The organism is Sabulicella glaciei (genome assembly GCF_026183895.1).
In the GTDB taxonomy this organism is placed as follows: domain Bacteria; phylum Pseudomonadota; class Alphaproteobacteria; order Acetobacterales; family Acetobacteraceae; genus Roseococcus; species Roseococcus glaciei.
Genome location: NZ_JAPFQI010000004.1, coordinates 127248 through 150466, shown reverse-complemented (window position 1 = coordinate 150466; position 23219 = coordinate 127248). Strand labels below are relative to the sequence as shown.

28 protein-coding genes are annotated in these 23219 nt (G+C 69.9%); 14 read left to right on the top strand and 14 right to left on the bottom strand.

The features are described 5' to 3' along the window. Nucleotides 1-2: 2 nt before the first annotated feature. Nucleotides 3-1094 (bottom strand): enolase C-terminal domain-like protein, encoded by a 1092-nt coding sequence (locus tag OF850_RS08580; protein WP_301589610.1) that lies wholly within the window; start codon nucleotides 1092-1094, stop codon nucleotides 3-5. 129 nt (nucleotides 1095-1223) lie between these two features. On the opposite strand from OF850_RS08580, the gene OF850_RS08575 reads away from it, so the two are divergent. Beyond that, on the top strand, nucleotides 1224-2195 hold the full coding sequence (locus tag OF850_RS08575; protein WP_301589609.1) for a Bug family tripartite tricarboxylate transporter substrate binding protein: 972 nt from the start codon (nucleotides 1224-1226) through the stop codon (nucleotides 2193-2195). Here OF850_RS08575 and OF850_RS08570 read toward each other — a convergent pair. Beyond that, nucleotides 2192-2581 carry a winged helix-turn-helix domain-containing protein gene (locus OF850_RS08570; RefSeq protein ID WP_301589608.1) on the bottom strand — a complete coding sequence of 130 codons (390 nt, stop codon included), beginning with the start codon at nucleotides 2579-2581 and terminating at the stop codon, nucleotides 2192-2194. The two genes, OF850_RS08575 and OF850_RS08570, sit on opposite strands and share 4 nt — an antisense overlap. 24 nt (nucleotides 2582-2605) lie before the next feature. Continuing rightward, on the bottom strand, nucleotides 2606-3589 hold the full coding sequence (locus tag OF850_RS08565; protein ID WP_301589607.1) for a Bug family tripartite tricarboxylate transporter substrate binding protein: 984 nt from the start codon (nucleotides 3587-3589) through the stop codon (nucleotides 2606-2608). 214 nt (nucleotides 3590-3803) lie between these two features. Between OF850_RS08565 and OF850_RS08560 the strand changes: the two genes are divergently transcribed. The 5 genes from OF850_RS08560 to OF850_RS08540 are packed head-to-tail and all read left to right on the top strand — an operon-like array spanning nucleotide 3804 to nucleotide 8890. Beyond that, the gene (locus tag OF850_RS08560) at nucleotides 3804-4031 is read left to right on the top strand and encodes a biotin/lipoyl-binding carrier protein (protein WP_301589606.1); all 228 of its coding nucleotides are present in this window, start codon (nucleotides 3804-3806) and stop codon (nucleotides 4029-4031) included. After that, complete coding sequence (locus OF850_RS08555; protein ID WP_301589605.1) at nucleotides 4031-5419, top strand: acetyl-CoA carboxylase biotin carboxylase subunit; 1389 nt, start codon at nucleotides 4031-4033, stop codon at nucleotides 5417-5419. The genes OF850_RS08560 and OF850_RS08555 overlap by 1 nt, the downstream gene beginning before the upstream one ends. Continuing rightward, the gene (locus OF850_RS08550; protein WP_301589603.1) at nucleotides 5416-6972 is read left to right on the top strand and encodes an acyl-CoA carboxylase subunit beta; all 1557 of its coding nucleotides are present in this window, start codon (nucleotides 5416-5418) and stop codon (nucleotides 6970-6972) included. Before OF850_RS08555 ends, OF850_RS08550 begins: the two co-directional genes overlap by 4 nt. Beyond that, nucleotides 6969-7931 carry a Bug family tripartite tricarboxylate transporter substrate binding protein gene (locus OF850_RS08545; protein WP_301589600.1) on the top strand — a complete coding sequence of 321 codons (963 nt, stop codon included), beginning with the start codon at nucleotides 6969-6971 and terminating at the stop codon, nucleotides 7929-7931. Before OF850_RS08550 ends, OF850_RS08545 begins: the two co-directional genes overlap by 4 nt. A 5-nt stretch (nucleotides 7932-7936) precedes the next feature. Beyond that, nucleotides 7937-8890 (top strand): Bug family tripartite tricarboxylate transporter substrate binding protein, encoded by a 954-nt coding sequence (locus OF850_RS08540; RefSeq protein ID WP_301589599.1) that lies wholly within the window; start codon nucleotides 7937-7939, stop codon nucleotides 8888-8890. Between the two features lie 11 nt (nucleotides 8891-8901). On the opposite strand, the gene OF850_RS08535 is transcribed toward OF850_RS08540, so the two are convergent. Further along, on the bottom strand, nucleotides 8902-9147 hold the full coding sequence (locus tag OF850_RS08535) for a DUF3297 family protein (protein WP_301589597.1): 246 nt from the start codon (nucleotides 9145-9147) through the stop codon (nucleotides 8902-8904). A 153-nt stretch (nucleotides 9148-9300) separates the two neighbouring features. On the opposite strand from OF850_RS08535, the gene rpmE reads away from it, so the two are divergent. Next, nucleotides 9301-9528: a 50S ribosomal protein L31 gene (gene rpmE / locus OF850_RS08530; RefSeq protein WP_301589596.1), complete on the top strand. Its 228-nt coding sequence runs from the start codon at nucleotides 9301-9303 to the stop codon at nucleotides 9526-9528. 187 nt (nucleotides 9529-9715) lie between these two features. Next, complete coding sequence (locus OF850_RS08525; protein ID WP_301589594.1) at nucleotides 9716-10180, top strand: Hsp20 family protein; 465 nt, start codon at nucleotides 9716-9718, stop codon at nucleotides 10178-10180. A 42-nt stretch (nucleotides 10181-10222) separates the two neighbouring features. Here the strand turns inward: OF850_RS08525 and OF850_RS08520 are convergent, their stop codons facing one another. Next, nucleotides 10223-10411, bottom strand: coding sequence for a DUF1192 domain-containing protein (locus tag OF850_RS08520; protein WP_301589592.1), 189 nt, complete (start codon nucleotides 10409-10411; stop codon nucleotides 10223-10225). Between the two features lie 110 nt (nucleotides 10412-10521). Here OF850_RS08520 and OF850_RS08515 point away from each other — a divergent pair, with 110 nt between their 5' ends. Continuing rightward, nucleotides 10522-11085, top strand: a complete 564-nt coding sequence (locus OF850_RS08515; protein WP_301589591.1) for a DUF1013 domain-containing protein — start codon at nucleotides 10522-10524, stop codon at nucleotides 11083-11085. Between the two features lie 30 nt (nucleotides 11086-11115). Here OF850_RS08515 and OF850_RS08510 read toward each other — a convergent pair whose 3' ends face one another. Continuing rightward, on the bottom strand, nucleotides 11116-11379 hold the full coding sequence (locus OF850_RS08510; RefSeq protein WP_408906464.1) for a YdcH family protein: 264 nt from the start codon (nucleotides 11377-11379) through the stop codon (nucleotides 11116-11118). Between the two features lie 96 nt (nucleotides 11380-11475). Between OF850_RS08510 and OF850_RS08505 the strand changes: the two genes are divergently transcribed. The 4 genes from OF850_RS08505 to OF850_RS08490 all read left to right on the top strand — a co-directional run bounded on the left by OF850_RS08505 (nucleotide 11476) and on the right by OF850_RS08490 (nucleotide 14597). Further along, the gene (locus OF850_RS08505) at nucleotides 11476-11676 is read left to right on the top strand and encodes a YdcH family protein (protein ID WP_207538886.1); all 201 of its coding nucleotides are present in this window, start codon (nucleotides 11476-11478) and stop codon (nucleotides 11674-11676) included. After that, complete coding sequence (gene purE / locus OF850_RS08500) at nucleotides 11673-12161, top strand: 5-(carboxyamino)imidazole ribonucleotide mutase (protein ID WP_301589590.1); 489 nt, start codon at nucleotides 11673-11675, stop codon at nucleotides 12159-12161. Before OF850_RS08505 ends, purE begins: the two co-directional genes overlap by 4 nt. Next, on the top strand, nucleotides 12148-13230 hold the full coding sequence (locus tag OF850_RS08495; protein WP_301589588.1) for a 5-(carboxyamino)imidazole ribonucleotide synthase: 1083 nt from the start codon (nucleotides 12148-12150) through the stop codon (nucleotides 13228-13230). Before purE ends, OF850_RS08495 begins: the two co-directional genes overlap by 14 nt. A 203-nt stretch (nucleotides 13231-13433) precedes the next feature. Then, the gene (locus tag OF850_RS08490) at nucleotides 13434-14597 is read left to right on the top strand and encodes an OmpA family protein (protein WP_301589586.1); all 1164 of its coding nucleotides are present in this window, start codon (nucleotides 13434-13436) and stop codon (nucleotides 14595-14597) included. A gap of 148 nt (nucleotides 14598-14745) precedes the next feature. Here OF850_RS08490 and OF850_RS08485 read toward each other — a convergent pair whose 3' ends face one another. The 3 genes from OF850_RS08485 to OF850_RS08475 all read right to left on the bottom strand — a co-directional run bounded on the left by OF850_RS08485 (nucleotide 14746) and on the right by OF850_RS08475 (nucleotide 16508). Then, nucleotides 14746-15342, bottom strand: a complete 597-nt coding sequence (locus tag OF850_RS08485; RefSeq protein WP_301589585.1) for a hypothetical protein — start codon at nucleotides 15340-15342, stop codon at nucleotides 14746-14748. Nucleotides 15343-15456: 114 nt separating this feature from the next. Then, on the bottom strand, nucleotides 15457-16011 hold the full coding sequence (locus tag OF850_RS08480) for a COQ9 family protein (RefSeq protein ID WP_301589583.1): 555 nt from the start codon (nucleotides 16009-16011) through the stop codon (nucleotides 15457-15459). After that, complete coding sequence (locus OF850_RS08475; RefSeq protein ID WP_301589581.1) at nucleotides 16008-16508, bottom strand: peptide deformylase; 501 nt, start codon at nucleotides 16506-16508, stop codon at nucleotides 16008-16010. Before OF850_RS08475 ends, OF850_RS08480 begins: the two co-directional genes overlap by 4 nt. A 143-nt stretch (nucleotides 16509-16651) precedes the next feature. On the opposite strand from OF850_RS08475, the gene rpsU reads away from it, so the two are divergent. Continuing rightward, a complete protein-coding gene (gene rpsU / locus OF850_RS08470; protein WP_027286066.1) occupies nucleotides 16652-16855 on the top strand; it encodes a 30S ribosomal protein S21 in 204 nt (67 codons plus the stop codon). Between the two features lie 116 nt (nucleotides 16856-16971). Here rpsU and OF850_RS08465 read toward each other — a convergent pair whose 3' ends face one another. From OF850_RS08465 to OF850_RS08445, 5 genes are all read right to left on the bottom strand, one after another. After that, nucleotides 16972-18378, bottom strand: coding sequence for an NAD(P)(+) transhydrogenase (Re/Si-specific) subunit beta (locus OF850_RS08465; RefSeq protein WP_301589576.1), 1407 nt, complete (start codon nucleotides 18376-18378; stop codon nucleotides 16972-16974). A gap of 5 nt (nucleotides 18379-18383) precedes the next feature. Continuing rightward, nucleotides 18384-18782 carry an NAD(P) transhydrogenase subunit alpha gene (locus OF850_RS08460; protein WP_301589574.1) on the bottom strand — a complete coding sequence of 133 codons (399 nt, stop codon included), beginning with the start codon at nucleotides 18780-18782 and terminating at the stop codon, nucleotides 18384-18386. A 13-nt stretch (nucleotides 18783-18795) separates the two neighbouring features. Beyond that, entirely contained in the window at nucleotides 18796-19908 is a 1113-nt protein-coding gene (locus tag OF850_RS08455) for a Re/Si-specific NAD(P)(+) transhydrogenase subunit alpha (protein ID WP_301589573.1), read from the bottom strand. 93 nt (nucleotides 19909-20001) lie between these two features. Then, the gene (locus OF850_RS08450) at nucleotides 20002-21312 is read right to left on the bottom strand and encodes an ABC1 kinase family protein (protein ID WP_301589672.1); all 1311 of its coding nucleotides are present in this window, start codon (nucleotides 21310-21312) and stop codon (nucleotides 20002-20004) included. A 41-nt stretch (nucleotides 21313-21353) separates the two neighbouring features. Next, the gene (locus tag OF850_RS08445; RefSeq protein WP_301589572.1) at nucleotides 21354-23183 is read right to left on the bottom strand and encodes a M3 family oligoendopeptidase; all 1830 of its coding nucleotides are present in this window, start codon (nucleotides 23181-23183) and stop codon (nucleotides 21354-21356) included. Between the last annotated feature and the right edge of the window lie 36 nt (nucleotides 23184-23219).

Genomic DNA, 23219 nt, shown 5'->3' with positions numbered 1-23219 from the left:
GCCTAGACCGAGGCAGCGTAGTGGCGCAGCGCCGCCTCGTCCCATTCCAGTCCGAAGCCCGGACGCTCGGGCACGATTGCCATACCGCCCTCCACGCGCAGGGGCTCGCGAAGCAGCGGGCCGGCGATGTCCAGGTGCTCCAGGTAATGCGCGGTGGGCGTGGCGGGCAGGAGTTGCGCGCTGGCTTCCACGAAGATGTGCGACGACATGGGGATTCGCGCAGCCTCGGCGATGGAAGCGGCCTTCATCCATCCCGTGACGCCGCCGATCTTCATCACGTCGGGCATGCACAGATCCGTGGCCCCAGCGGCGACGGACCGAGCCATGCCGGCGGGGCCCCACCAGTTCTCGCCACCCTGCACCGGCAGGGAGAGACTGCGCGCCAGGGCGGCGAGGCCGGCGTCGTCGTGGACGTGCAATGGCTCCTCGAGCCAGCGCACGTCCAGCGCCTCTAGCGCACGGCCGCGCCGCTCCGCCTCCGGGCGTCCCAGCCCCTGGTTGTAGTCCACGAGGATCTCCACCCCTTCGCCCACCGCAGCGCGCACGGCACGCACCGTGTCAAGGTCGTCCGCCAGCTTCGGATGGCCCAGCTTGAATTTCACCGCGCCCACGCTCATCCGCGCCACGGCCTCGCCAGCTTCGCGCTCCAGCATCCGCGGCCCCCAGCCGCGCAGCGATGCATAGGCAGGAAGCGGGCGCGGCTCCGCGCCCAGCAGGCGGCAGAGCGGCATCTCCGCCGCGCGCGCCAGCGCATCCCACATCGCCATGTCGAGCGCCGCGAGGGCGATGCCGACGAGCCCTTCCGCGCCGAGAAGTCGGTAGCGGTTGTGCAGTTCCATCCACAGGCTCGCAGGCGTGAGGGCGCGGCCCACGAGGCTCGCCCCGATGTCGCGCGTCAGCGCGGCGGTGGGCCCCAGCGCCTCCACCGCGTAGGGCCAGACATAGGTGGTGCCGCTCGCGCCTTCGCGCGTCCGGAGGTCCACGATCACGAGCGGGGCGCGGGTGATGGTGTTGAGGCTGTTGCGCAGGGGCGGGTCGAGCGGCGCATCCACCGCCCGCACCTCGACCGCCGCGATCGTGAGCGCCGGCGCCATCGTTGCTCCCTCTTGTTCCTTCGGGGCGACCATGCCGGAGGGAAGCGGCGACGGCAACGGACGCTTCCGTTTGACCTCAGCCGCGCCGCGTCCCGATACTCGCCTCCAACAAGGAATTTGGAGGAAACCATGGGTCACAGCCTCGCGACGCGGCGCGTCCTGCTGGCGGGGGTGGGCACGCTGCTCGCCGCGCCTTCCCTGGCGCAAGGTGACTGGCCGCAGCGCCCGGTGCGCATCGTGGTGGGCTTCCCCGCGGGAGGCACCACCGACATCCTCGGCCGTCTCGCCGCGCAGATCCTGCAGGAGGCGCTGGGCCAGTCCTTCATCGTGGAGAACCGGCCCGGCGCCGGATCCAACATCGCGGCGCAGGCCGTGCTGCGCGCACCGGCGGATGGCTACACGCTGCTGCTCGGCTCGCCGGGGACCAATGCCATCAACCCGCATCTCTACAGCAATGCGGGCTACGACCCGCTCACCGACTTCATGCCGATCAGCCAGATCGCGGAGGTGCCGAACCTGATTGCCGCGCATCCGAGCCTCGGCGTGCACGACGCGGCGGGGCTGATCGCCCTGGCGAAGCAGCGCCGCCTTTCCTACGGCGAGACGAGCATCGGCGGCTCCACCCACCTCGCGGCCGAGTTGTTCCGCGTGATGGCGGAGATCCAGGCGACGCACGTTCCCTATCGCGGCAGCGCGCCGATGATGACCGACCTCCTGCCCGGGCGCATCGATTTCGGCACGGACAACCTGCCTTCCATCCTGCCGCATATCCGCTCGGGCGCGCTGGTGCCGATCGGCGTCACCTCGAGGGCGCGCTGGCCCTCCGCGCCGGAGATCCCCGCCATCGCCGAGACGCTTCCGGGCTACGAGGTGGTGGCGTGGTTCGGGCTCGTGGCGCCGCGCGGCACTCCGCCGGAGGTGATCGCCCGCGTCAATGCGGCGCTGCGCGCGGGGCTGGGGAAGCCGGAGATGGTGTCGCGCCTCGCGGAGCTGGGCGCGCGGCCCATTCCCGGGACGCCCGAGGAGTACCAGGCCCGCAATGCCGCCGAATTCGCGCGGCTGGGCGAGCTGATCCGCCGCGTCGGCATCCGCGCCGACTAGGGCGCGGGGGCGAGTCGCGTCTCCAGCCAGCGCAGCGGCTCGGCCGCGGCGATTTCGGCCAGCGCCTCGATGCGGCGATAGGCGGCCAGCACCTCCTCCCCGAAGGGGGTGAGGTGACTGCCACCGCCGCGCGACCCGCCCTTGGCCGGCGCCACCACTGGCTCATGGAAATGCGAGTTCATTGCGGAAACCAGGTCGTGCGCGCGCTGGTAGGACATGCCGAGGCGCCGCCCGGCCGCGGCGATGGATCCCGTCTCGCGCACCGCCTCCAGCAGGTCGGCCTTGCCCGGCCCGAAAGGGGCGCCCTTTCCGAGCAGGATTCGGATGCGGAGGCGATGCCCTCGCGGGGAACCGGGCGTGTCGTCGGCCATGCGGCAGGGAAGCACGGAACGCCGCCCTGCCGGAACTCGCTACCCGGCGCGGATGTTGGCGCGGCGGATCACCGCACCCCATTTCTCGCGCTCGGAGCGCAGGATGTCGCCGAGTTCCTCCGGCGTGCTGGACATGGGCGGGGAGCTTCCGGCCTCGCGCATCCGGGCATGCAAGCCGGGATCGGCGAGCACCTTCACCAGCGCCTGGTTCAGCCGCTCGATGGCGGGGCGCGGGGTGCCGCTGCGGACACAGACATAGTTCACCACCCCGACCTCGAAGCCGGGCAGCGTTTCGCCGATGGTGGGCACGTCGGGCAGTTCCGGGTAGCGCTCGCGGCTCGTCACCGCGATGGGGCGGAGGTTGCCCGCCTGGATCATCGGGATCATCACGCCATAGGTGTCGATGGACATGGTGACGCGCCCGGCCGCAACGTCCTGCACCGCCTGCGCCGTGCCGCGATACGGCACGTGCGACATGCGCACACCCGTTTCCATGCACAGCAACTCGCCGGCCAAGTGGCTGCCCGCGCCGACGCCCGCGCTGGCATAGGACAGTTCGCCCGGCTGGCGGCGTGCCAAATCGACCAGTTCCCGCACCGTGCGCACCGGAACGTCGCGATGCACGGCCAGCAGGTAGGCGCCACGCGTCAGCAGGCTGACCGGCGCGAAGTCGCGCTCCGCGTCATAGGGCATGTTCTGCATCAGGAAGGGATTGGTGATGAGCGGCCCCGGCGTGCCGTAGAGCAGCGTGTGCCCGTCGGCCGGGGCCTGCGCCACCGCCGCCGTGCCGATGGTGCCACCGGCGCCGCCGCGATTCTCCACTATCACGCTTTGCCCGAGTTCCGCCGCCAGCGGTTCCGCCACGAAGCGCGCCGTGGTGTCGGCGCCCCCGCCTGGCACGAAAGGCACGATGAGGCGCAGCGGGCGGCTCGGAAAGGATTGCGCGTGGCCCGTCCCGACGAGGGGCATGGCCAGGGCCGCGCCCAGCGCGACGCGGCGCGACATCGTTGCCGTTGCGGACATGGCTCCACCCTCGTCTGGTTCGTTGCGGCAACGCTAGACAGCGCGCCGCCCCGCTGTCCAGCCCGACCGACCGGTCGGTCGAGGCTTGCCGAGCTCATGTCGGCTGACCTAGCCTCGCCCCGGCCCGCGTTGACAGCTTCGGGCACCCGCCCGACGCTCCGGGCCAAGCGCCCGCGCAGCATGGCGACGGGACACAAGGAACGAGGAAATATCCATGGCCGAGGGTGCCACCACCATCCATGCCGAGATCGGCGCCGCCGTGTGGAAGATCGCCGCCCCGGCCGGCACCGTGGTGGCCGAGGAGGAGCCGGTGGTGATCCTCGAATCGATGAAGATGGAGATCCCGGTCCTCGCGCCTCATTCCGGGACGGTGCTGGAATTGCTGGTGGAGGAAGGCCAGCAGGTGGAGGAAGGCCAGCCCCTCGCCACGCTGCGGCGCTGATGCTGGGCCCGGTCCTGATCGCCAATCGCGGCGAGGTGGCGGCGCGCATCGCCCGCACCTGCCGCCGCCTGGGCATCGAAAGCATCGCGGTCTTCTCCGAGGCGGACGCCGCCGCGCTCCACGTCGAGGCCGCCGACCGCGCGGAGCCCATCGGGCCGGCGCATCCGCGCGAAAGCTACCTGTCCATTTTCGCCTTGCTCGAAGCCGCGCGACGCTCGGGGGCGCGCATGGTCCATCCGGGCTACGGCTTCTTGTCCGAGCGCACCGAGTTCGCTGAAGCCTGCGCCTCAGCGGGCCTGGTCTTCGTCGGCCCTTCGCCCGCAGCCATCCGCGCCATGGGCGGCAAGGCGGAAGCACGCGCGCTGGCGGAAAAAGCCGGCCTGCCCTGCCTGCCCGGCGACCCCGGCGCGGACCAGTCGGATGAAGCGCTGGAGGCGGCAGCCGCGCGGGTCGGCTTTCCCGTGATGATCAAGGCCATCGGCGGCGGAGGCGGGCGCGGCATGCGCCTCGTCGCATCGCCCGAGGGTTTCGCCGCCGCCCTGGCTGCCGCGCGACGCGAGGCGGCGATCTTCGGCGATGACCGGGTGATGCTGGAACGCGCCGTCCCGTCTGCGCGCCACATCGAGGTACAGATCCTCGCCGACGCGCATGGCACGGTGCTGCACCTGGGCGAACGCGACTGCACCTTGCAGCGCCGCCACCAGAAGCTGGTGGAGGAGTGCCCCGCCCCCGGGATGTCCCCCGCCCTACGCGAGGAACTGGGCCGCCGCGCCTGCACCCTGGCCCGCGCCGTGGGCTACGTGGGCGCCGGCACGGTGGAGTTCATCGCCGAGGCGCCGCTGCATCCGGACCGCGTCTGGTTCATGGAAATGAACACGCGCCTCCAGGTCGAGCATCCGGTGACGGAAATGGTGACCGGGCTCGACATCGTCGAATGGCAGCTGCGCGTCGCCGCCGGGGAGGCGCTGCCCTTCCGGCAGGAAGACATTGCCTGGGGCGGCCATGCGGTGGAGGCACGGCTCTGCGCGGAGGATCCATCGCGCAACTTCCTCCCCTCGCCCGGCCGCCTCGCGCTCCTGCGCCTGCCGGCAGAAGCCGAAGGGCTGCGCGTGGATTCGGGCATCCGCGAGGGCGACGCGCTCTCGCCTTTCTATGATTCGATGCTCGCCAAGGTCATCGCCCACGCGCCGACGCGCGAAGCGGCGCTGGAGAAGCTGGCCGCGGCGCTGGATGGCTGCGTGGCGGAGGGGGTCAGGCTGAACGCCGCCTTTCTCGCCGCCGCCCTGCGCGCGCCGGAGATGCGGGAGGCGCGGATGGACACGCGCTTCCTTGAGGCGGCGCGCAAGCGCCTGCTGGACTCGCTCGCAAAGGAACCTGCCCTCCCATGAACTGGCAACCCGAACTGGACGAGCTGCGGCTGCGCGAATCCCATGCGCGGGAAATGGGCGGCCCGGACAAGGTGGCACGCCAGCACGCGGGCGGCCGCCTGACGGTGCGTGAGCGCATCGAGAAGCTGGCCGACCCCGAATCCTTCCACGAGACGGGCGCCATCGCCGGGCGCGCCGAGTATGACGAGGCCGGCAACCTCCAGCGCCTGACACCATCGAACTGCGTGATGGGCCGCGCGCGCGTGGATGGCCGCCCCGTGGTGATCGTGGGCGACGACTTCACCGTGCGCGGCGGCAGCGCCGACGCCACCATCCGCGAGAAGCCGGTGATGGCCGAAAAGCTGGCGATGGAGTTTCGCCTGCCCATCCTGCGCGTGATCGAGGGCTCGGGCGGCGGCGGGTCGGTCAAGACCATCGAGACGACGGGCCGCGCGAATTTGCCGGGCGGCGTGGGGATGTCGCAGCTCTTCCACCTGACGACGGAGAATCTGGCGCACGTGCCGGTGGTCGGCCTGGGCCTGGGTTCCGTCGCCGGGCTGGGGGCGGCACGGCTCGCCGCCGCGCATTTCTCCGTCATGACCAAGGAGAGCGCGATGTTCGTGGCTGGCCCGCCCGTGGTGGCGCGGCTGGGCCAGGACCTGTCCAAGAAGGAATTGGGCGGCTGGGAAATCCAGACCAAGTCCGGCGCCGTGGACAACGCCGTGGACACGGAGGAGGAAGCCTTCGCCGCCGCGCGTCGCTTCCTGTCCTACCTACCCTCCTCCGTCCACGCCCTGCCGCCCGTCACGCCCGGCGACGACGACCCGGCGCGGCGGGACGAGAAGCTGTTCACTGCCATCCCGCGCGACCGGCGCCGCGTCTACCAGATGCGGCCCATCGTGGAGTCCGTGGTGGATCGCGGCTCCTTCTTCGAGATGGGGCGGATGTTCGGGCGCCCGATCATCACCGGGCTCGCGCGGCTGAAGGGCGTGCCGGTGGCGCTGATGGCCAGCGACCCGTTCTTCTATGGCGGCTCCTGGACCGCCGATGCCTGCGCCAAGATCATCCGCTTCCTCGACCTCGCCGAAACTTTCCACCTGCCCGTCGTGTATCTTTGCGACTGCCCGGGCTTCATGGTGGGGCTGGAGGCGGAGAAGGCGGCGACGATCCGTCTCGGCGTGCGGGCCATGGCGGCGATGGGACAGACCACCGTGCCCTGGTGCACCGTCATCATCCGCAACGCCTTCGGGGTGGCGGGCGCCGCCCATGCGCCGGCCGGGCGGCTTTCCCTGCGCTATGCGTGGCTTTCGGCCCGCTGGGGCTCGCTGCCGCTGGAAGGCGGGATCGAGGCTGCCTACGCCGCCGACATCGCCGCGGCCGAGGACAAGGACGCCAAGCTGGCGGAGATCGAGGACCGGCTGAACAAGCTGCGCTCCCCCTTCCGCACCGCCGAGACCTTCTGGGTCGAGGAGATCATCGACCCACGCGACACGCGGCGCCTCCTTTGCGAGTTCGCCGATCTGGCGCTGCCCCTGCTCTCCCCCACCCCATCCAGGTTGAGGATGCGTCCATGAGGAAACGCCTGCTTCCCCTGCTCGCCGCCTGCCTCCTGCCCGCCTTCGCGGCCGCGCAGGGCTTCCCGGACCGCCCGCCGCGCATCCTGGGCGGCTTCGCGGCCGGGGGCACCAGCGACATCGTCAACCGCATCCTGGCCGAGAGTGCGGCCCAGACCCTGGGCCAGCGCCCGGTGGTGGAGGTGCGGACCGGGGCCAATGGCTTCATCGCCGCCGCCGAGGCCGCGCGCTCCGCCCCCGACGGGCACACCATCGTGCAGTGCTCGACCGGGATGCTGACGATCTCGCCCGAGCTGCCCGGCGTGCAGACACCGATCGACCCGGCGCGCGACCTCCAGCCGATTGCCAATTTCGCGCATTCGACACAGGTCATGGCCGTCACGGCGAACTCGCCGCACCGCACGGTGGCGGGGTTCCTGGACGCCGCCCGCGGACGGCCCGGCACGCTGACCTATGCCAGCGCGGGCATCGGCTCCGTTTCCCACTTGTCCGGGGCGCGGCTGGAGCAGATGGCGCGCGTGCCCTTGGTCCACGTTCCCTTCCGCGGCGCGGCGCCGGGCGTGCTCGACGTGATGGCCGGGCGCGTGGACACGATCATCACCAACCTCGGCGACGTGGCGCAGCAGGTGCGCGGCGGGGAGATGCGCCTCCTCGCCTTTGCGGACGGCATCGGCATGGACGGGTTCCCGGGAGTCGGCCAGATCGGCGACACCGTGCCGGGCTACGCCGTGTCCGGCTGGTTCGGCTACTGCGCGCCGCGCGGCACGCCGGAGCCGGTGGTGGCGCGCTGGGCCGACGCCATCCGCGCTGCGACCGAGGATGCCGCCACCCGCCAGCGCCTGCTCCAGAGCGGCCTCGTGCCCCGCTTCGAAGACCCGGCCCGCTTCAGCCAGACCATCGCCGCCGACCGCGCCGCCTGGGGGGCGGTGATCCGGAGCGGCAACATCCGCGCGGAGTGAACCCCATGCGACGCATTCTCCTGGCCGCCCTCGCCGCCAGCCTCCTGCCGCTTGCCGCTTCCGCGCAGGAACGGACGATGCGGATCGTTTCCGGCTTCGCGCCGGGCGGCACGGCCGATCTCGTGTCGCGCCTCATCGCCGAGGCGGCGGGGCCGCATCTCGGGGCGCGGGTGGTGGTGGAGAACCGCACCGGCGCCAATGGCTTCATCGCGGCGGAGATGGTGGCGCGCAGCCCGGCTGATGGCTCCGTGCTGCTGCAATGCCCGATGGGCACCATGACCATCTCGCCGGAATTGCCGGGCGCCGTGCTGCCGGTGGACCCGCGCACCGAGCTGGTGCCGGTCGTCAACATCGCCCTCTCCTCCTACGGCGCCGTGGTCGGGGCGCGCAGCCCCTACCGCTCGGTGCAGGACGTGCTCGCCGCCGCGCGGGCACGGCCGGGCACGGTCAGCTATGCCAGCGCGGGCGTCGGCTCGGCGCAGCACCTCACGGGCGCTCGGCTGGCGGCCATGGCGGGGCTGGACCTCGTGCACGTGCCCTATCGCGGGGCGGCGCCCGCCGTGGTGGACCTGATCGCAGGGCGGACGGATCTGCTCATCACCAATCTCGGTGACGTGGTGCGGCAGATCCAGGGCGGCGAATTGCGCCTGCTGGCGCTCGCCGATGCCGAGGGTGTGCCAGAATTCGCCGCCGCGCCGCGGCTTTCGGAGGCGGTGCCGGGGCTGGAGGTCGCGGGTTGGTTCGGGCTTTGCGGCCCGCGCGGCCTGGCGCCGGAGGCAATCCGGCGCTGGTCGAGCGCCGTGGAGGCCGCCTTGCGCGACCCCACCGTGCGCCAGCGCCTGCTGGAGAACGGGCTGACCCCCAGCTTCGAGGGTCCGGAGCGCTTCGCCGCGCGCATGCAGCGCGACCGCCAGGCCTGGGGCGACACGATCCGCCGCGCCAACATCCAGGCCCAGTGAGGCGGAGCGCGTCAGTCCTGCTCGCGCAGATAGGGCTCCACCGGGCCGGTGAGCTTCATGGTCAGCGGCTTGCCCTTGCGGTCCACCTTGTTGCCCAGGCTGACGCGTACCCATCCCTCGGAAACGCAGTACTCCTCCACGTTGGTCCGCTCCGCGCCGCGGAAGCGGATGCCGATGCCGCGCGCCAGCAACTCGGCGTCGTGGAAGGGGCTGGAGGGGTCGGTGGAAAGCCGGTCAGGCAGGTTCGCGTCGGTCATGCGGGTAGGTTTCCCAGAAGCCAGGGCGCGGCGATAGGGCATGGCACGGCCGCTGCCAATCGCCCGCCTTGCCGTTCCGCCGCTCTTGTCCTATGTGGCCCGCTTCACGGCCGGGCCGCCATCGTGGCCTGCCGCATCCCCGAAAGCCCTGCCATGAAGCCCGACACCCATCCCGCCTACCATGAGCTGAACGTCATCATGACGGACGGCACGACCTTCAAGACGCGCACCGCCGGCGGCAAGCCGGGCGACACGCTGCGCCTCGACATCGATCCGAAGTCGCATCCCATTTGGACCGGCGTGCAGCGCATCATCGACACGGGCGGCCAGGTGGCGAAGTTCAACAAGAAGTTCGCGGGGCTGGGCGCCAAGCGGAAGTAATCGCCCGATATTTTTTGGCGACGGCCGAAGGGCCGCCCCCTTGAACGAGGGGGCGGCCTTTTCCATTTCTGCGCTGTCGGGGCGCCCCTGCGGGCCCCGGCGCGAGCATCCGAGGCCCTGCCCGATCGGGGGGACCGTGACGGATCGCCCGCTGTTCCTGGACCTTGCTCCCTGAAGGAGGTTCTTCGTGAACGCGATCGACTTTTCCCCGCTTCTCCGCACCGCCATTGGCTTTGACCGCTTTGCCCGCCTGCTCGACGGCGCGCGGCTCCAGTCCGAGGGCCAAGCCTACCCGCCCTACAACATCGAGGTGACGGGCGAGGACCGCTATACCCTCACCATGGCCGTCGCCGGCTTCGGCTCCGACGACATCGAGCTTGTGGTGAAGGACGACACCCTCACCGTGACCGGCAAGGCGCCCCAGGCGCAGGAGGGCGAACAGCGCCGCTACCTGCACCGCGGCATCGCCGGCCGTGCCTTCGAGCGCCGCTTCGTCCTGGCCGACCACCTCGTGGTCGAGGGCGCGCGGATGGAGAATGGCCTGCTGCACGTGTCCCTGCGGCGCGAGGTGCCGGAGGCCCTGAAGCCCCGCCGCGTCGCGATCGAGGCCGCGCCGCCGCGCCAGCCGGTGCTGACCCAGGAAGCCGCCTAACGTTTTCCTTCCGGGCCGGGGGACCTCCCCCGGCCTTTTTCGTTAGGGGCGCCGGAAGAATGCCTCCGCGGCGCTCTTGTGTCCGTCGAGCTTGGCGATGGCCGCCTCGGCGCGGCCGATCTCGGTCCGCAGCGCCTCGATGTAGTCCCGCAGTTCGCCGACATCCCAGCCGTCCAGCTTGGCAGGTTCCAGCCCCGGACGGCGCCTGGGGCGTGGCTCTTCCTCGAACATCAGCTCCTCCTTGGGGGTTGGCCCCCTGGCGGGGTGCGATTATAGGGCAATCCAGCCGGGCACGCCTGCCCATTCGGCACCGTTGCCGTTCGACCTTTTGAGAGATCACCATGGCCCAGCCCCTGATGCCCAAGGCAACCGCCGTGTGGCTGATCGAGAAGACCTCGCTTTCCTTCGACCAGATCGCCGACTTCGTGCAGATGCACCCGCTGGAGGTGCAGGCCATCGCGGATGGCGAGGTGGCGCAAGGCATCATCGGCTACGATCCGGTGCAGAACGGGCAGGTCTCGCGGGAGGACATCGCCCGCTGCGAGGCGGACCCGAATGCCCGGCTGCATCTGGCGGCGAACGCCATCCCCGCTGCCAAGTCGCGCGGCAAGGGCGCGCGCTACACGCCCATCTCCAAGCGGCAGGACAAGCCGGACGGCGTCGCGTGGCTCCTTCGGAACCATCCCGAGCTGACGGTGGCGGAGATCGGCAAGCTCCTCGGCACGACCAAGGAGACGATCGAGAAGGTGCGCGACCGCACCCACCTGAACAGCGCGAACATCAAGCCGCGCGACCCCGTGATCCTCGGCCTGTGCACGCAGAGCGCGCTGAACGCGCTGGTCGCCGCGGCGCGGGAGCGGATCACCGCCCAGGGCAAGCCCCTGCCCGAGCCGACGGCGGATTGAGGCGCCCTTTCCGGGCGCCTCTTTAAACCCTCAGTGGCCCCGGCTGGTCCGGAGCCGTTCCAGCTCTTCCTTGAGCGCCAGCTTCTCGCGCTTCAGTCGCGTCAGCACAGCGTCGTCCGGCCTGGGCCGCGATCCTTCGGCCGCGATCTGGCTCTCAATGCTTTGGTGACGGGATTCGAGACTGCGGATTCTGGGCGCATGCATCATGCAGCTGTTTCCTTTCTCGGGATCGCGGAATGCGGGCCGGGCCTCGCCCTGCGGGAATGTCCCGGCTGTTGCATCCGCGCCTGCCATGCTATCGCTCCTGCCCATCAAAAGTGAACGATTTCCTGCACGCTTGCGACGATTCGCCGGGGGATCGTTCCCGTTTCTGGATGGCTGCACGAGACGATGCTCGAAGACCGCGAATCCCTCCTGCGCCGCCTGCACGAACTCCGCAGCGAGCACCGCGACCTGGACACAGTCATCGCGCGATTGGAGGGAAGTCCCTCCGATCAGCTTCAGATCCAGCGCCTGAAAAAGCGCAAACTGAAGCTGAAGGACGAAATCTCCTGGCTGGAAGGGCGCCTCGTGCCCGACATCATCGCATGAGCGGCCAAGCGCCGATCGTCGGCATCATCATGGGCAGTCGCTCCGACTGGGAGACGATGCGCCATGCGGCGGAAACGCTGGAACGCCTGGAAGTACCGCACGAGACGCGCGTCGTTTCCGCGCACCGCACGCCCCGGCGCCTCTACGAATATGCGGAAGCGGCGCGCGGACGCGGCCTCAAGGTCATCATCGCCGGGGCCGGCGGCGCGGCGCACCTGCCGGGCATGGCGGCCAGCATGACCCCGCTTCCCGTCCTTGGCGTACCGGTCGAGAGTCACGCGCTGAAGGGTATGGATTCGCTCCTTTCCATCGTGCAGATGCCGGGGGGCGTTCCGGTCGGTACATTGGCCATCGGCAAGGCGGGCGCGATCAACGCCGCGCTCCTCGCCGCCTCTATACTCGCCCTATCGGACCGGGCGCTCGGGTCCCGCCTGGATGTCTGGCGGGCGGCGCAGACCGAGGGCGTGCCGCATGACCCGGCCTGAGCCCCTTCCCCTTGGGGCACGGATCGGCATTCTCGGCTCCGGCCAATTGGGGCGCATGTCGGCCATGGCCGCGGCGCGGCTGGGCTATCGCGCCCATGTCTTCGGCCCAGAGGCGGATGGGCCGGGCATGCAGGTCGCGGCGATCCGCAGCGTCGCCGATTACGGCGATGCCGAGGCGCTGCGCCGCTTCGCCGACGCGGTGGACGTCGTTACCTTCGAGTTCGAGAACGTGCCCGCCGCGACGCTGGCGGCGCTGGAAGGGCGCGTGGAGTGCCGCCCCGGACTGCGCGCCCTGTCCATCTGCCAGGACCGCGTGGCCGAGAAGCGCTTCCTCGAATCCGCCGGCGTCCCGGTCGCGCCCTGGCAGGAGGTGACGGACCGCGCCAGCCTGGAAGCCGCGCTGGAGGCGGTGGGCCTGCCCGCCGTGCTGAAGACGACGCGGCTGGGCTATGACGGGCGCGGCCAAGCGGTGATCCGCACCGTGGAAGAGGCGCGCAGCGCCTTTGCCCGCCTGGCCCCGCACCCGCTCGTGCTGGAGGGCTTCATCCCCTTCACCCATGAGATCTCGGCCATCGCGGCGCGCAGCGCCGACGGGACGGTCGCGGTGTTCGAGGCGACAGAAAACGAGCACCGTCACCACATCCTGCACCGCTCTGTCGTGCCGGCCCGCGTGGCGCCTGAGGCCGCGGAGCAGGCAAGGCAACTCGTCGCACGCGTCGCGGAGGGGCTCGACCTGATCGGGGTCGTGGCGCTGGAAATGTTCCTGCTGCCCGATGGCCGCCTGCTGGGCAACGAGATCGCCCCGCGGCCGCACAATTCTGGCCACTGGACGATGGATGCCTGCACCTGCTCCCAGTTCGAGCAGCACATCCGCGCCGTGGCGGGGCTTCCGCTTGGACCGGTGGCGCGGCGCTGCGACGTCGTGATGGAGAACCTGATCGGACCTGAGGGATTGGCCGCCTGGCCGCCTCTCCTGGGGCGTCCAGACGTTGTCGCGCACTGGTACGGCAAGGGCGAAGCCCGGCCCGGACGCAAGCTTGGGCACGCGAATTTCCTGCTTTCGCAATAGCTTACCCCTTCCGTTACCCCCTGTTGCAAATGTGCCAAACTGCCCTGTGGCGATTCCGCAACAGCCTCGGGGAAATCCCGGAGGAGGAGGTGCAAGCGCCCGGACGATGGTGTTAGGGTTGCACCACGCAGCGAGGGATTCGCTCCCATCGGGGTGCACCGCGCAGCGACCGAACGAACGAGTTTGGATTAAGGAGAACGAGGATGAGCCTCAAGAAGGCCCTTCTGGCCGCGACCGTTCTGTCGCTGCCCGTGGCCGCCCAGGCCCAGCCGGTCACCGGCCTCTACATCGGCGCCGGCGCGGGCACTAACTACCGTCACCAGAGCGAGTTCAGCTACGCCACGACGCCCGCCGGCGCCGCTGCGCTGGCTGGCGCTGGCATCACTGGCGACGTCCGCGTCCGCACCAATTGGGGCTACACTGGCGTTGGCGCGATCGGCTGGGGCTTCGGCAACGGCATCCGCGCTGAGATCGAGGGCAACTACCGCTACAACGCCGTGGACAATGTCCGCGTCCTGGGCGGCACGGGCACCTCGACGGGCCGCATCCACCAGTACGGTGTGATGGCGAACGCCTACTACGACTTCAACGCCTTCGCGGCGATGAGCCCGATCCCCGGCCTCACCCCGTATATCGGCGTCGGCGCCGGTTACGTGTGGAGCGACTGGCGTCGCGTGGGCGGCGGCACGGCCCTCCCGGCCGGCCGTGCGGCTTCCGTGTTCATCAACGACCGTGACGGCCGCTTCGCCTACCAGGGCATCGTCGGTCTGGCGTACAACCTGGGTGCCATGGTCCCCGGCCTCGCCCTGACGGCCGAGTACCGCTTCATGGGCACGCTGGAGCCCCGCCTGGCCACCGCGAGCGCGGTGAACTCGGTGACGCTGCCGGTTGCCGCCCGCCCGCAGGTCGCGACCTACAACTCGCGTCCTGAGAACTACAACCACAGCATCCTGCTCGGCGTGCGCTACGCGTTCAACGCGCCGCGTCCGGCCCCGGTGGTTGCCGTGGCTCCGGCTCCGGCCCCGCAGGCGGCTCCGGCCCGCACCTACCTGGTGTTCTTTGACTGGGATCGTGCGGACCTGACCGACCGCGCCCGCCAGATCATCGCCGAGGCGGCGCAGAACTCCCAGCGCGTCGGTGCGACCCGGATCGAGGTGTCGGGCCACGCGGACCGCTCGGGCACCCCGCAGTACAACCAGCGCCTGTCCGAGCGCCGCGCTGAGGCGGTGGCGGCTGAGCTGGTCCGCCGCGGCGTGTCCCGCAGCCAGATCGGCGTGCAGGCGTTCGGCGAGAGCCGCCCGCTGGTCCCGACGGCCGACGGCGTGCGCGAGCCGCAGAACCGCCGCGTGGAGATCGTCCTGCGCTAAGCAGGACGGCCTTCCAAGGCAAAGGGAAAGGGGCGTCTTCGGACGCCCCTTTTTCTTTGCGTCCGCCCCAGCGCGGGCCTGGGGCGCAGACACGAAAAAGGCGGCCCAAAGGCCGCCTTTCCCAATTGTCCAACAGGCGTGCCGGAGATCAGCGCGTCGCGGTCTGGCTCTGACCCTGGGCGCGCTGCTGGCCCTGCGAACGCTGGCCTTGCGCGCGCTGCGGCTGCTGGCTCCGCGGACGCTGGGACTGCGCGCGCTGCTGACCCTGCGCCCGCTGCGGGCTGGCGGTGCCGCAGGCCGGCGCGTCGTAGAAGTGCGGGATCTCGCGCGCCACGCTCAGCTGCGCCAGCGCCTGCACATTGGGGGCGGCGATCGCCTCCTGGAACAGCGGCGCCTGGTTGCGGCAGAAGAGGGTGCCCTGCGCGATGCCCGCCTGCGACTGGCCGTTCGCCAGGTTGGTGATGTACTGGTCGGTCTGGCGCTGGCCGGCCGACCCCGCCGCGCGACGGAAATGGCCCTGGATGCCGCGGAAGGCAGTGGCCAGATGTGGCTGGAACTTCGTGACGAAGCGGTTGTAATCGTCCTGCAGCTCGCAGGAGATGGCGACCACCATGAGCTGGCTCTGCAGGGCGCGCACATGGAAGTGCGTCTGCTCGGCCGGCTGCAGGCATGTTGCCGCCGAAGCCAGGGTCGGCGTCAGGACGAGCGCGGCGGCGCCCGCAAGAAGGCTACGCAGAGGCGTCATTGCGCCCGATCTCCTCTCCCAGCTCCTGCCCGGACGATCCGGGCAAAATGAAGCAGAGCCAATGGGGTCGCGGGGGTTCTACACCTGACATATGAAATCGCGAAGCCTTGATTTTCACGCGGCCCGGCGCCGTGGCGCGATGTCGGCGAGGCGTCGGTCAAGGAAAGCAAGGGCTTGCTCGATATCCGGGTCGCGCGGGGACAGCCAATACGCAATCATCGCAGTGTAGATGGCCGCCAGCGTCGCCCGTCGGGTGTACCAGGAAAAATCGGCCGAACTGTCCCCGGCTGCGTGCCACATCGTGGACGCGGTGCGCGCCGTGATCCGGGCGGCCAGGCCCAGGTTCCAGGGCAGCGCCAGCACGCGCAGCGCCCCGCGCAGCGCCTCCTTGTCCGGCTCGGCCGCGCGCAGGCGCAGCTCCACCACTCGGCGAATGCGCTGGGGCACGCGAAGCGCCTCGATGCCCTCTGCGGACGCCGCCTGATCCATCTCGGCATCGGCCAGCGCGGCCCAATCCTCGATGGCGCCGGTGACGCCGCGCGGGAAGTGGCTTTCGAGCAGCGCCGGATCCTCGCCTGAATCCTCGCAGGCCGCGCGCAGCGTCGCCTCGCTCCAGCCATCGAAGTTGGCGATGGCGACGGCGGCGCGGATCAGGTGCGGTTCGGTCATGCGCTTTTCTCCATGGCGCGGGCGAGTTCCTCGACAAAGCCAAGCTGCGACAGGTCGCGCATCCGGCTGAGGTAGAAGAGGCCCTCCAGATGGTCGTTCTCGTGCTGGAGCACACGGGCGGACATGCCTTCCGCTTCGCCGGAGACGGTCTGCCCCTCCTCGTCCAACCCGCTCCAGCGCACCCGCGCGGGCCGCTCGACCAAGCCGCGCAGCCCGGGGATGGACAGGCAGCCTTCCCAGGCGCTTGCCAGGTCGTCGCCGATGGGTTCGATCCGGGGGTTGAACAGGACACGCAGCGTCTCGCCGTCGCGCCACAGGAACAAGCGCAGCGGCTGATGGACCTGCGGGGCCGCCAGCCCGATCCCGCCCGCATCGGCCAGCGTCTCGGCCATATCCGCGACGAGGCGGCGCATGGCCGGCACGGTCGGGTCCGCGACCTCGACCGCGCGGCCGAGCAGGATGGGGTTCCCCATTCGGGCAATCTTAAGAAGCGCCATGAACCCTCACATGCGCGCGAAAAACCCCTTTGCGAAGGGGGCGGGCGGTGCTATCCCCTCAGCGAGGGTCACGGGCGGCTGCCGCACCGTGGCCTATGCTCGTTTGATTTCATCGATTCTGGCCGTCAAGGAGATCGCGCCGCGTGCAAGTCGTCGTTCGGGACAACAATGTTGACCAAGCGCTGAAGGCGCTCAAGAAGAAGCTTCAGCGCGAGGGCGTGTTCCGCGAGATGAAGCTGCGCCGTCACTATGAGAAGCCGTCTGAGCGCCGTGCCCGCGAGGCCGCCGAGGCCGTGCGCCGCGCCCGCAAGGTCGAGCGCAAGCGGATCGAGCGCGAGGGCTTCTGAGCCTTCGGGGCGGCACAGCCGCCCCAGCGTGCCTGGACAGAAAAAACCCGCCCGGCAGTGCCGCGGCGGGTTTTCTCGCTTGGGCGGGGCCACGCATCACGCGGCCCCTTTCCTTTTCAGCGCTGGAGCGCCTGTACGATCTCCTGCGTCACCTTCTTGGCATCGCCAAATAACATCATGGTGTTGGGCCGGAAGAACAGCTCGTTCTCCACGCCCGCGTAGCCCGAGGCCATGCCGCGCTTGACGAAGAACACGGTCTTGGCGCGCTCCACGTCCAGGATCGGCATGCCGTAGATGGCCGAGGACTTGTCGGTCTTGGCCGCCGGGTTGGTCACGTCGTTCGCCCCGATCACGTAGGCCACGTCGGCATCGGCGAATTCGGGGTTGATCTCCTCCAGCTCGTGCACCTCATCGTAGGGGACGTTGGCCTCGGCCAGCAGCACGTTCATATGGCCGGGCATACGGCCCGCGACGGGGTGGATGGCGTAGGAAACGTCGGCGCCCTCCTTCTTCAGCAGGTCCGCCATTTCGCGCACCACCTGCTGCGCCTGGGCCACCGCCATGCCGTAGCCGGGCACGACGATGATCTTCTGCGCGTTCTTCATGATGTAGGCGGCGTCTTCGGGCGAGCCGGCCTTGACTGGCGCCCGGTCCGCCGCGGCGCCGCCCGCGGCCGCGGCACCACCGGCATCGGCGCCGAACCCGCCGAGCAGCACGTTGATGATGGAGCGGTTCATCCCCTTGCACATGATGTAGGAAAGGATGGCGCCCGAAGCGCCGACCAGCGCGCCGGTCACGATCAGCAGCAGGTTGCCGATGGTGAAGCCGATGCCCGCCGCCGCCCAGCCGGAATAGCTGTTCAGCATGGACACCACGACCGGCATGTCGGCGCCGCCGATGGGAGTGATCAGGAGGAAGCCCAGCGCGAAGGACAGCAGCGCGATCATCCAGAACAGGAAGTCGGACCCCGTCGCGACGAAGGCGATGACCAGCACCAGCAGCAGCACGCCCAACCCAGCGTTCAGCATGTGCTGGCCTTTGAACAGGATGGGCGCGCCCGACATGCGCCCGTCCAGCTTCAGGAAGGCGATGACCGAGCCGGAGAAGGTGATGGCGCCGATGGCGAGGCCCAGCGACATCTCGACCAGCGAAGCGCCCTTGATGTCGCCGCGCACGCCGATGCCAAAGCTTTCGGGGCTGTAGAAGGCCGCCGCCGCGACGAAGACCGCCGCCATGCCGACCAGGGAGTGGAAGGCGGCAACAAGCTGCGGCAGCGCCGTCATCTGGATGCGCCCGGCCACATAGGCGCCGATGCCGCCGCCAATGACGAGGCCGGCGATGATCAGCGCGATGCCGCCAAGATCCATGCCCGGGCGCAGCAGCGTGGCGACGATGGCGATCGCCATGCCGATCATGCCGTACAGATTACCCCGCCGCGACGTCTCCGGGTGGGACAGGCCGCGCAGCGCCAAGATGAAGAGGACGGAGGCGACGAGGTAGGCGAGGGTCGTGAGGGTGGTCATCCCGGTCAGCCCTTCTTCTTGCCCTGGAACATCGCCAGCATCCGCCGCGTGACCAGGAAGCCGCCGAAGATGTTCACCGAGGCGAGCATAACGCCCAGGAAGCCGAAGAACCGCGCCACGCCGCTCTCAGCCAGACCGGCGGCGAGGATGGCGCCCACCACGATCACGGAGGAGATGGCGTTGGTGACGCCCATCAGCGGCGAGTGCAGCGCCGGGGTGACGCTCCAGACCACGTGGTAGCCGACGAAGCAGGCCAGCAGGAAGATCGTCAGCAGGAGGAGGAAGGGCTCGGCCGCCGCGGCAACGGGGGCCACGGTGTCGGCCATGGCGCGGGCATGCAGGGCCAGGGCCTGGGCGCGGTCGGCCAGCGCCTGCGCCTCGACCGCGATCACGTTCGGGTTCATCGGGGGCCTCCGTTCAGGCGAAGTTCTTGTGGACCACGGCGCCGCCGCGGGTGAGCGTCACGCCCTGCACGATCTCGTCCTCGGGCGGGAGCTTGGGGGCATTCGCCTCCTTGTCCCAGAAGGTGGACAGGAATGTCAGCAGGTTGCGGGCATAGAGGGCGCTGGCAGCGGCGGGAATGCGCGCAGGCCAGTTGGTCCAGCCCAGCACCTTCACGCCGTTCTCCGTCACGTGCATCTCGCCGGGGCGCGTTTCCTCGCAATTGCCGCCCGCGTCGGACGCGATGTCCACGATCACCGAGCCGGGCTTCATGTTGGCGACCATGGCCTTGGTCACCAGGGTCGGCGCCTTGCGGCCCTGCACCAGCGCGGTGCAGACCACCACGTCCTGCTTGGCGATGTGGGCCGCCACCACCTCGGCCTGCTTCGCATAGAACTCGGCCGAAAGCTGCTTGGCGTAGCCACCGGCGGTCTGGGCCTGCCGGCTTTCCTCGTCCTCGTAGCCGACAAAGGAGGCGCCGAGCGACTTGATCTCCTCCTTGGCCGCCGGGCGCACATCGGTGGCGGAGACGCGGCCGCCCAGGCGGCGGGCGGTGGCGATGGCCTGGAGGCCGGCGACGCCCGCGCCCATCACGAAGACGTTGGCGGCGGGCACGGTGCCGGCCGCGGTCATCAGCATGGGGAAACCGCGGTCGAAGGCGGCCGCGCCCTCGACCACCGCGCGGTAGCCCGCGAGGTTGGCCTGGGAGGAGAGGACGTCCATGCTCTGCGCGCGGGTGATGCGCGGCAGGAGTTCCATGGAAGCGGCCTCGACGCCGGCCTCGGCGTAGCGGCGCGTGGCGTCGGCATCGGCGCCCAGCGTCGCGATCAGCATCGTGCCGCGCGGCAATGGCGCCTCGGGCGCACGAACCGCGAAGACGATGCCGGCGCCGGCCAGGGCGGCGGCGGCATCGGGCTCCATCTCGGCACCCGCCGCCGCATACTCGGAATCCGGGAAACCGGAGGCGAGGCCCGCCCCCTGCTCCACCGCCACGTCGAGGCCCATAGACCTGAGTTTCTTCACCGTCTCCGGCGTGGCCGCGACGCGGGTTTCACCCGCGCGCCTTTCCTTCAGGACCGCAAGACGCATGAAAAGGGCTCCGTCATGGATGGGAACCCTTTTGCTTAGGCATGGCTGGCCGCGCCGCGCAATACACGGCGCGACCCTGACCGGCTGTGAGGCTCAGGCCGGACGCGGGACCCCAGCGGCCGATAGCGCCTCCTCCTGCCGAGCGGCCAGTATCGCCTCGTCGTAGTCCTGGATCAGCTCCATGAACATGCGGTGCCAGTTCAGCTCGGCCCGCAGCCGTAGGAAGACGCTGCCCAGGCCGATGGCGGCGCGGTCCATCAGCGGGAACTCGCGTGGGATGCGGACCCCACCGGTGCGCTTCAGGCCGCGATGCACCTCCTCGGCGACGCGGCGGCCGAAATTCGGGTCGTCGGTCTCCTGGATCAGCCGCACCCGGTCCTGCATCAGCGGCTCGTAGAGGAAATCAGCCCATCGCTTGAGCACGAGCATCGTCTCGCGCGACAGGTTGCGGAACCCCCAGGTCTCGAAGGCATGCGCTGCCTTCTCCTCGTCGCCGTCGCGCACCGCCTCGTAGAGGGTGATAACGCCGGTGACGAAGGAAGGCGGGAAGACGCGGATCGTCCCGAAATCCAGAAGGTTGATGCCGCCATCCTCCGGCCGGACCTGATAGTTGCCGAGATGGGGGTCGCCATGGATGACGCCGAAGCGATAGAGCGGCTTGTACCAGGCGGCGAAGAGGGAACGCGCGTAGGAGTTGCGCTCCTCGAGGTCCGGGTTTTCCTCGATGCGGCGCAGGATGGAGCGCCCCTCAAGCCAGGTCATGGTGAGAAGGCGGCGCGTGGTCAGTTCCGGGATGGCGGTCGGCACCCGCACGCTGGGCTCGTCGGCTAGCATGATGCTGTAGAGGCGCTGCTGCGACGCCTCGCGCTCGTAGTCCAGCTCCTCCCGCAGGCGGACGCAGAGCTCGGCGTAGGCCTCCTCGTTGTCCAGGGCGGAGTCCATGCGGCGATACAGCTGCATGGCGAGGCGAAGCTGGCGGAGGTCCGCTTCCACCACGCTCGGCATGTCGGGGTATTGCAGCTTGCAGGCGACCTGGGTGCCATCGTGCAGCCGCGCCTTGTGCACCTGCCCGAGCGAGGCGGCCGCCGCCGCCTCCTGCCCGAACTCGGCGAAGCGGGACTGCCAGTTGGGGCCAAGCTCCGCCGACATGCGGCGCTTCACGAAGGCCCAGCCCATGGCCGGCGCATTGGCCTGGAGCGTCGCCAGTTCCCGCGCATACTCCTCGGGCAGCGCGTCGGGGACAGTGGACAGGAACTGCGCTACCTTCATCATCGGGCCCTTCAGCCCGCCGAGGATCTGCTTCAGGTCCTCCGCATGCGCGCCCTTGTCGGTCTTGATCCCGAGGAAGCGCTCGCCGGCCACGCGCGCCGCGATGCCGGTGACGGCGCCGGAGGTGCGGACCATGCGCCGCACCTCGCCGAACAGCGAGTTCTCGCGCCGGTCGCTCACTGGGTGGCCTCGAGCTCGTCGATGAAGCCGGCAATCACGTCCAGGCCACGCTTCCAGAAATCGGGCTGCGAGGCGTCGAGGCCGAAGGGCTCCAGCAGCTCCTTGTGGCGCAGCGTGCCGCCAGCGCGCAGCATCTCCAGGTATTTCCGCTCGAAATCCGGCACCGACCCCTCGCGATACACGCCGTAGAGCGCGTTCACGAGGCAATCTCCGAAGGCGTAGGCATAGACATAGAAGGGCGTGTGCACGAAGTGCGGGATATAGGCCCAGTAGCAGGAATAGTCGGGCGTCCATTCGAAGGCGGGGCCGAGGCTCTCGGTCTGCACTTCCATCCAGATCTCGCCGATGCGCTCGGCGGACAGCTCGCCCTGGCGCCGCTCCTCGTGCAGCCGCGTCTCGAAGCGGTAGAAGGCGATCTGCCGCACCACCGTGTTTAGCATGTCCTCCACCTTGCCGGCGAGGAGCAGGCGCCGCTTCGCCGGGTCCTTCTCGGCGTCCAGCATGGCGCGAAAGGTCAGCATCTCGCCAAAGACGCTGGCCGTCTCGGCCAGGGTGAGCGGCGTGGAGGAACGGAGATAGCCCTGATCGGCGGCGAGGCGCTGGTGGACGCCATGGCCCAGCTCATGCGCCAGCGTCATCACGTCGCGCGCCTTGCCGTGGTAGTTCAGCAGCAGATAGGGATGCGCGGAGGGCACGGTGGGGTGGGCGAAGGCACCCGAGGCCTTGCCGGGCCGCAGCGCCGCGTCGATCCAGGGCTGCTCGAAGAAGGGCGCGGCCACCCGCTCCAACTCCGGCGAGAAGGCCGCGTAGGCGGCGCGCACCCGCTCCACCGCCGATGGCCAGGGGATGGTGCTGTCCTCGTCGCGCGGCAGGGGTGCGTTGCGGTCCCAATGCATCATCTTCGGCAGACCGAGCCACTTCGCCTTCATGGCATAATAGCGGTGCGACAGGCGCGGGAAGCTTTCGGCCACGGCGGAAACGAGGGCGTCCACCACCTCGTCCTCCACCATGTTGGCGCGGTTGCGGGAGCTGCCGGGACGGGCGTGGCGGCGCCACTTGTCCATCACCTCCTTGTCCTTGGCCAGGGTGTTGGTGATCAGGCTGAACAGTCGGATCCGCGACCCGAAGGCCTCGGAAACACCCTTGGCCGCCGCCTCGCGCACGGAACGATCGGCATCGGACAGCTTGTTCAGCGCCGCGGAGACGGAAAGCTCCTTGCCGTCCACCGGCACGGTCATGTTCGCCATCGTCTCGTCGAAGAGGCGGTTCCAGGCGGCGCGGCCCGTCACCTCCCTTTCGTGCAGCAGCTTCTCCATCTCGTCGGAAAGCTGGTGCGGGAGCCAGACGCGCAGGTCGCGCAGCCAAGGGCGCCACGCCTCCAGCGCCTCGCTTTCCGCAAGCTTCGCCTCCAGCGCCGTCTCGGGGACGCGGTTCAGTTCCAGCGTGAAGAAGACGAGGTGGGAGGAAATGCCCGTCACCCGCTCGCTCATCGTCTGCTGGAAGCGGCCATGCTCCGGATCCTGCGCGTCGGAGGCGAAGAGAAGCTGGGCGAAGCTCATCACCCGGCCCAGCACTTCCTCGATGCGCTCGTAATCCGTCAGCGCCTGCGCGAGCGCCTCGCCGGACAGGGCTTCCAGCTTGCCGGACAGCCGGTCTTCGAAGGCACGCGCCTCGGCCTCCGCCCGGTCGAGATCCGCGGCGATGCGGGGGTCCTCCGTGCCGGCGTAGAGGTCGGCCAGATCCCAGGACGGGAGTGCCGGCTCGCCCCCCGCGGCGTCGAGAGGGGCACGGAGGAGGGCGGGAAGGAGGCTTTGGCGGGGCTGCATGGCTTCCATATAAGCGGGGCAGCGGCCGGGCCAAGC

Bases quoted from the DNA above. Each gene is read 5' to 3' on its own strand.
- OF850_RS08495 (WP_301589588.1), top strand. From the start codon at position 12,148: ATGACCCGGCCTGAGCCCCTTCCCCTTGGGGCACGGATCGGCATTCTC.
- OF850_RS08475 (WP_301589581.1), bottom strand. From the start codon at position 16,508: ATGGCGCTTCTTAAGATTGCCCGAATGGGGAACCCCATCCTGCTCGGC.
- OF850_RS08555 (WP_301589605.1), top strand. From the start codon at position 4,031: ATGCTGGGCCCGGTCCTGATCGCCAATCGCGGCGAGGTGGCGGCGCGC.
- OF850_RS08575 (WP_301589609.1), top strand. From the start codon at position 1,224: ATGGGTCACAGCCTCGCGACGCGGCGCGTCCTGCTGGCGGGGGTGGGC.
- OF850_RS08565 (WP_301589607.1), bottom strand. From the start codon at position 3,589: ATGTCCGCAACGGCAACGATGTCGCGCCGCGTCGCGCTGGGCGCGGCC.
- OF850_RS08550 (WP_301589603.1), top strand. From the start codon at position 5,416: ATGAACTGGCAACCCGAACTGGACGAGCTGCGGCTGCGCGAATCCCAT.
- OF850_RS08480 (WP_301589583.1), bottom strand. From the start codon at position 16,011: ATGACCGAACCGCACCTGATCCGCGCCGCCGTCGCCATCGCCAACTTC.
- OF850_RS08545 (WP_301589600.1), top strand. From the start codon at position 6,969: ATGAGGAAACGCCTGCTTCCCCTGCTCGCCGCCTGCCTCCTGCCCGCC.
- OF850_RS08515 (WP_301589591.1), top strand. From the start codon at position 10,522: ATGGCCCAGCCCCTGATGCCCAAGGCAACCGCCGTGTGGCTGATCGAG.
- OF850_RS08540 (WP_301589599.1), top strand. From the start codon at position 7,937: ATGCGACGCATTCTCCTGGCCGCCCTCGCCGCCAGCCTCCTGCCGCTT.
- OF850_RS08580 (WP_301589610.1), bottom strand. From the start codon at position 1,094: ATGGCGCCGGCGCTCACGATCGCGGCGGTCGAGGTGCGGGCGGTGGAT.
- OF850_RS08455 (WP_301589573.1), bottom strand. From the start codon at position 19,908: ATGCGTCTTGCGGTCCTGAAGGAAAGGCGCGCGGGTGAAACCCGCGTC.
- OF850_RS08560 (WP_301589606.1), top strand. From the start codon at position 3,804: ATGGCCGAGGGTGCCACCACCATCCATGCCGAGATCGGCGCCGCCGTG.
- OF850_RS08485 (WP_301589585.1), bottom strand. From the start codon at position 15,342: ATGACGCCTCTGCGTAGCCTTCTTGCGGGCGCCGCCGCGCTCGTCCTG.
- OF850_RS08460 (WP_301589574.1), bottom strand. From the start codon at position 18,782: ATGAACCCGAACGTGATCGCGGTCGAGGCGCAGGCGCTGGCCGACCGC.
- purE (WP_301589590.1), top strand. From the start codon at position 11,673: ATGAGCGGCCAAGCGCCGATCGTCGGCATCATCATGGGCAGTCGCTCC.
- OF850_RS08445 (WP_301589572.1), bottom strand. From the start codon at position 23,183: ATGCAGCCCCGCCAAAGCCTCCTTCCCGCCCTCCTCCGTGCCCCTCTC.
- OF850_RS08465 (WP_301589576.1), bottom strand. From the start codon at position 18,378: ATGACCACCCTCACGACCCTCGCCTACCTCGTCGCCTCCGTCCTCTTC.
- OF850_RS08490 (WP_301589586.1), top strand. From the start codon at position 13,434: ATGAGCCTCAAGAAGGCCCTTCTGGCCGCGACCGTTCTGTCGCTGCCC.
- rpmE (WP_301589596.1), top strand. From the start codon at position 9,301: ATGAAGCCCGACACCCATCCCGCCTACCATGAGCTGAACGTCATCATG.
- OF850_RS08535 (WP_301589597.1), bottom strand. From the start codon at position 9,147: ATGACCGACGCGAACCTGCCTGACCGGCTTTCCACCGACCCCTCCAGC.
- OF850_RS08505 (WP_207538886.1), top strand. From the start codon at position 11,476: ATGCTCGAAGACCGCGAATCCCTCCTGCGCCGCCTGCACGAACTCCGC.
- OF850_RS08510 (WP_408906464.1), bottom strand. From the start codon at position 11,379: ATGGCAGGCGCGGATGCAACAGCCGGGACATTCCCGCAGGGCGAGGCC.
- OF850_RS08520 (WP_301589592.1), bottom strand. From the start codon at position 10,411: ATGTTCGAGGAAGAGCCACGCCCCAGGCGCCGTCCGGGGCTGGAACCT.
- OF850_RS08450 (WP_301589672.1), bottom strand. From the start codon at position 21,312: ATGGTCCGCACCTCCGGCGCCGTCACCGGCATCGCGGCGCGCGTGGCC.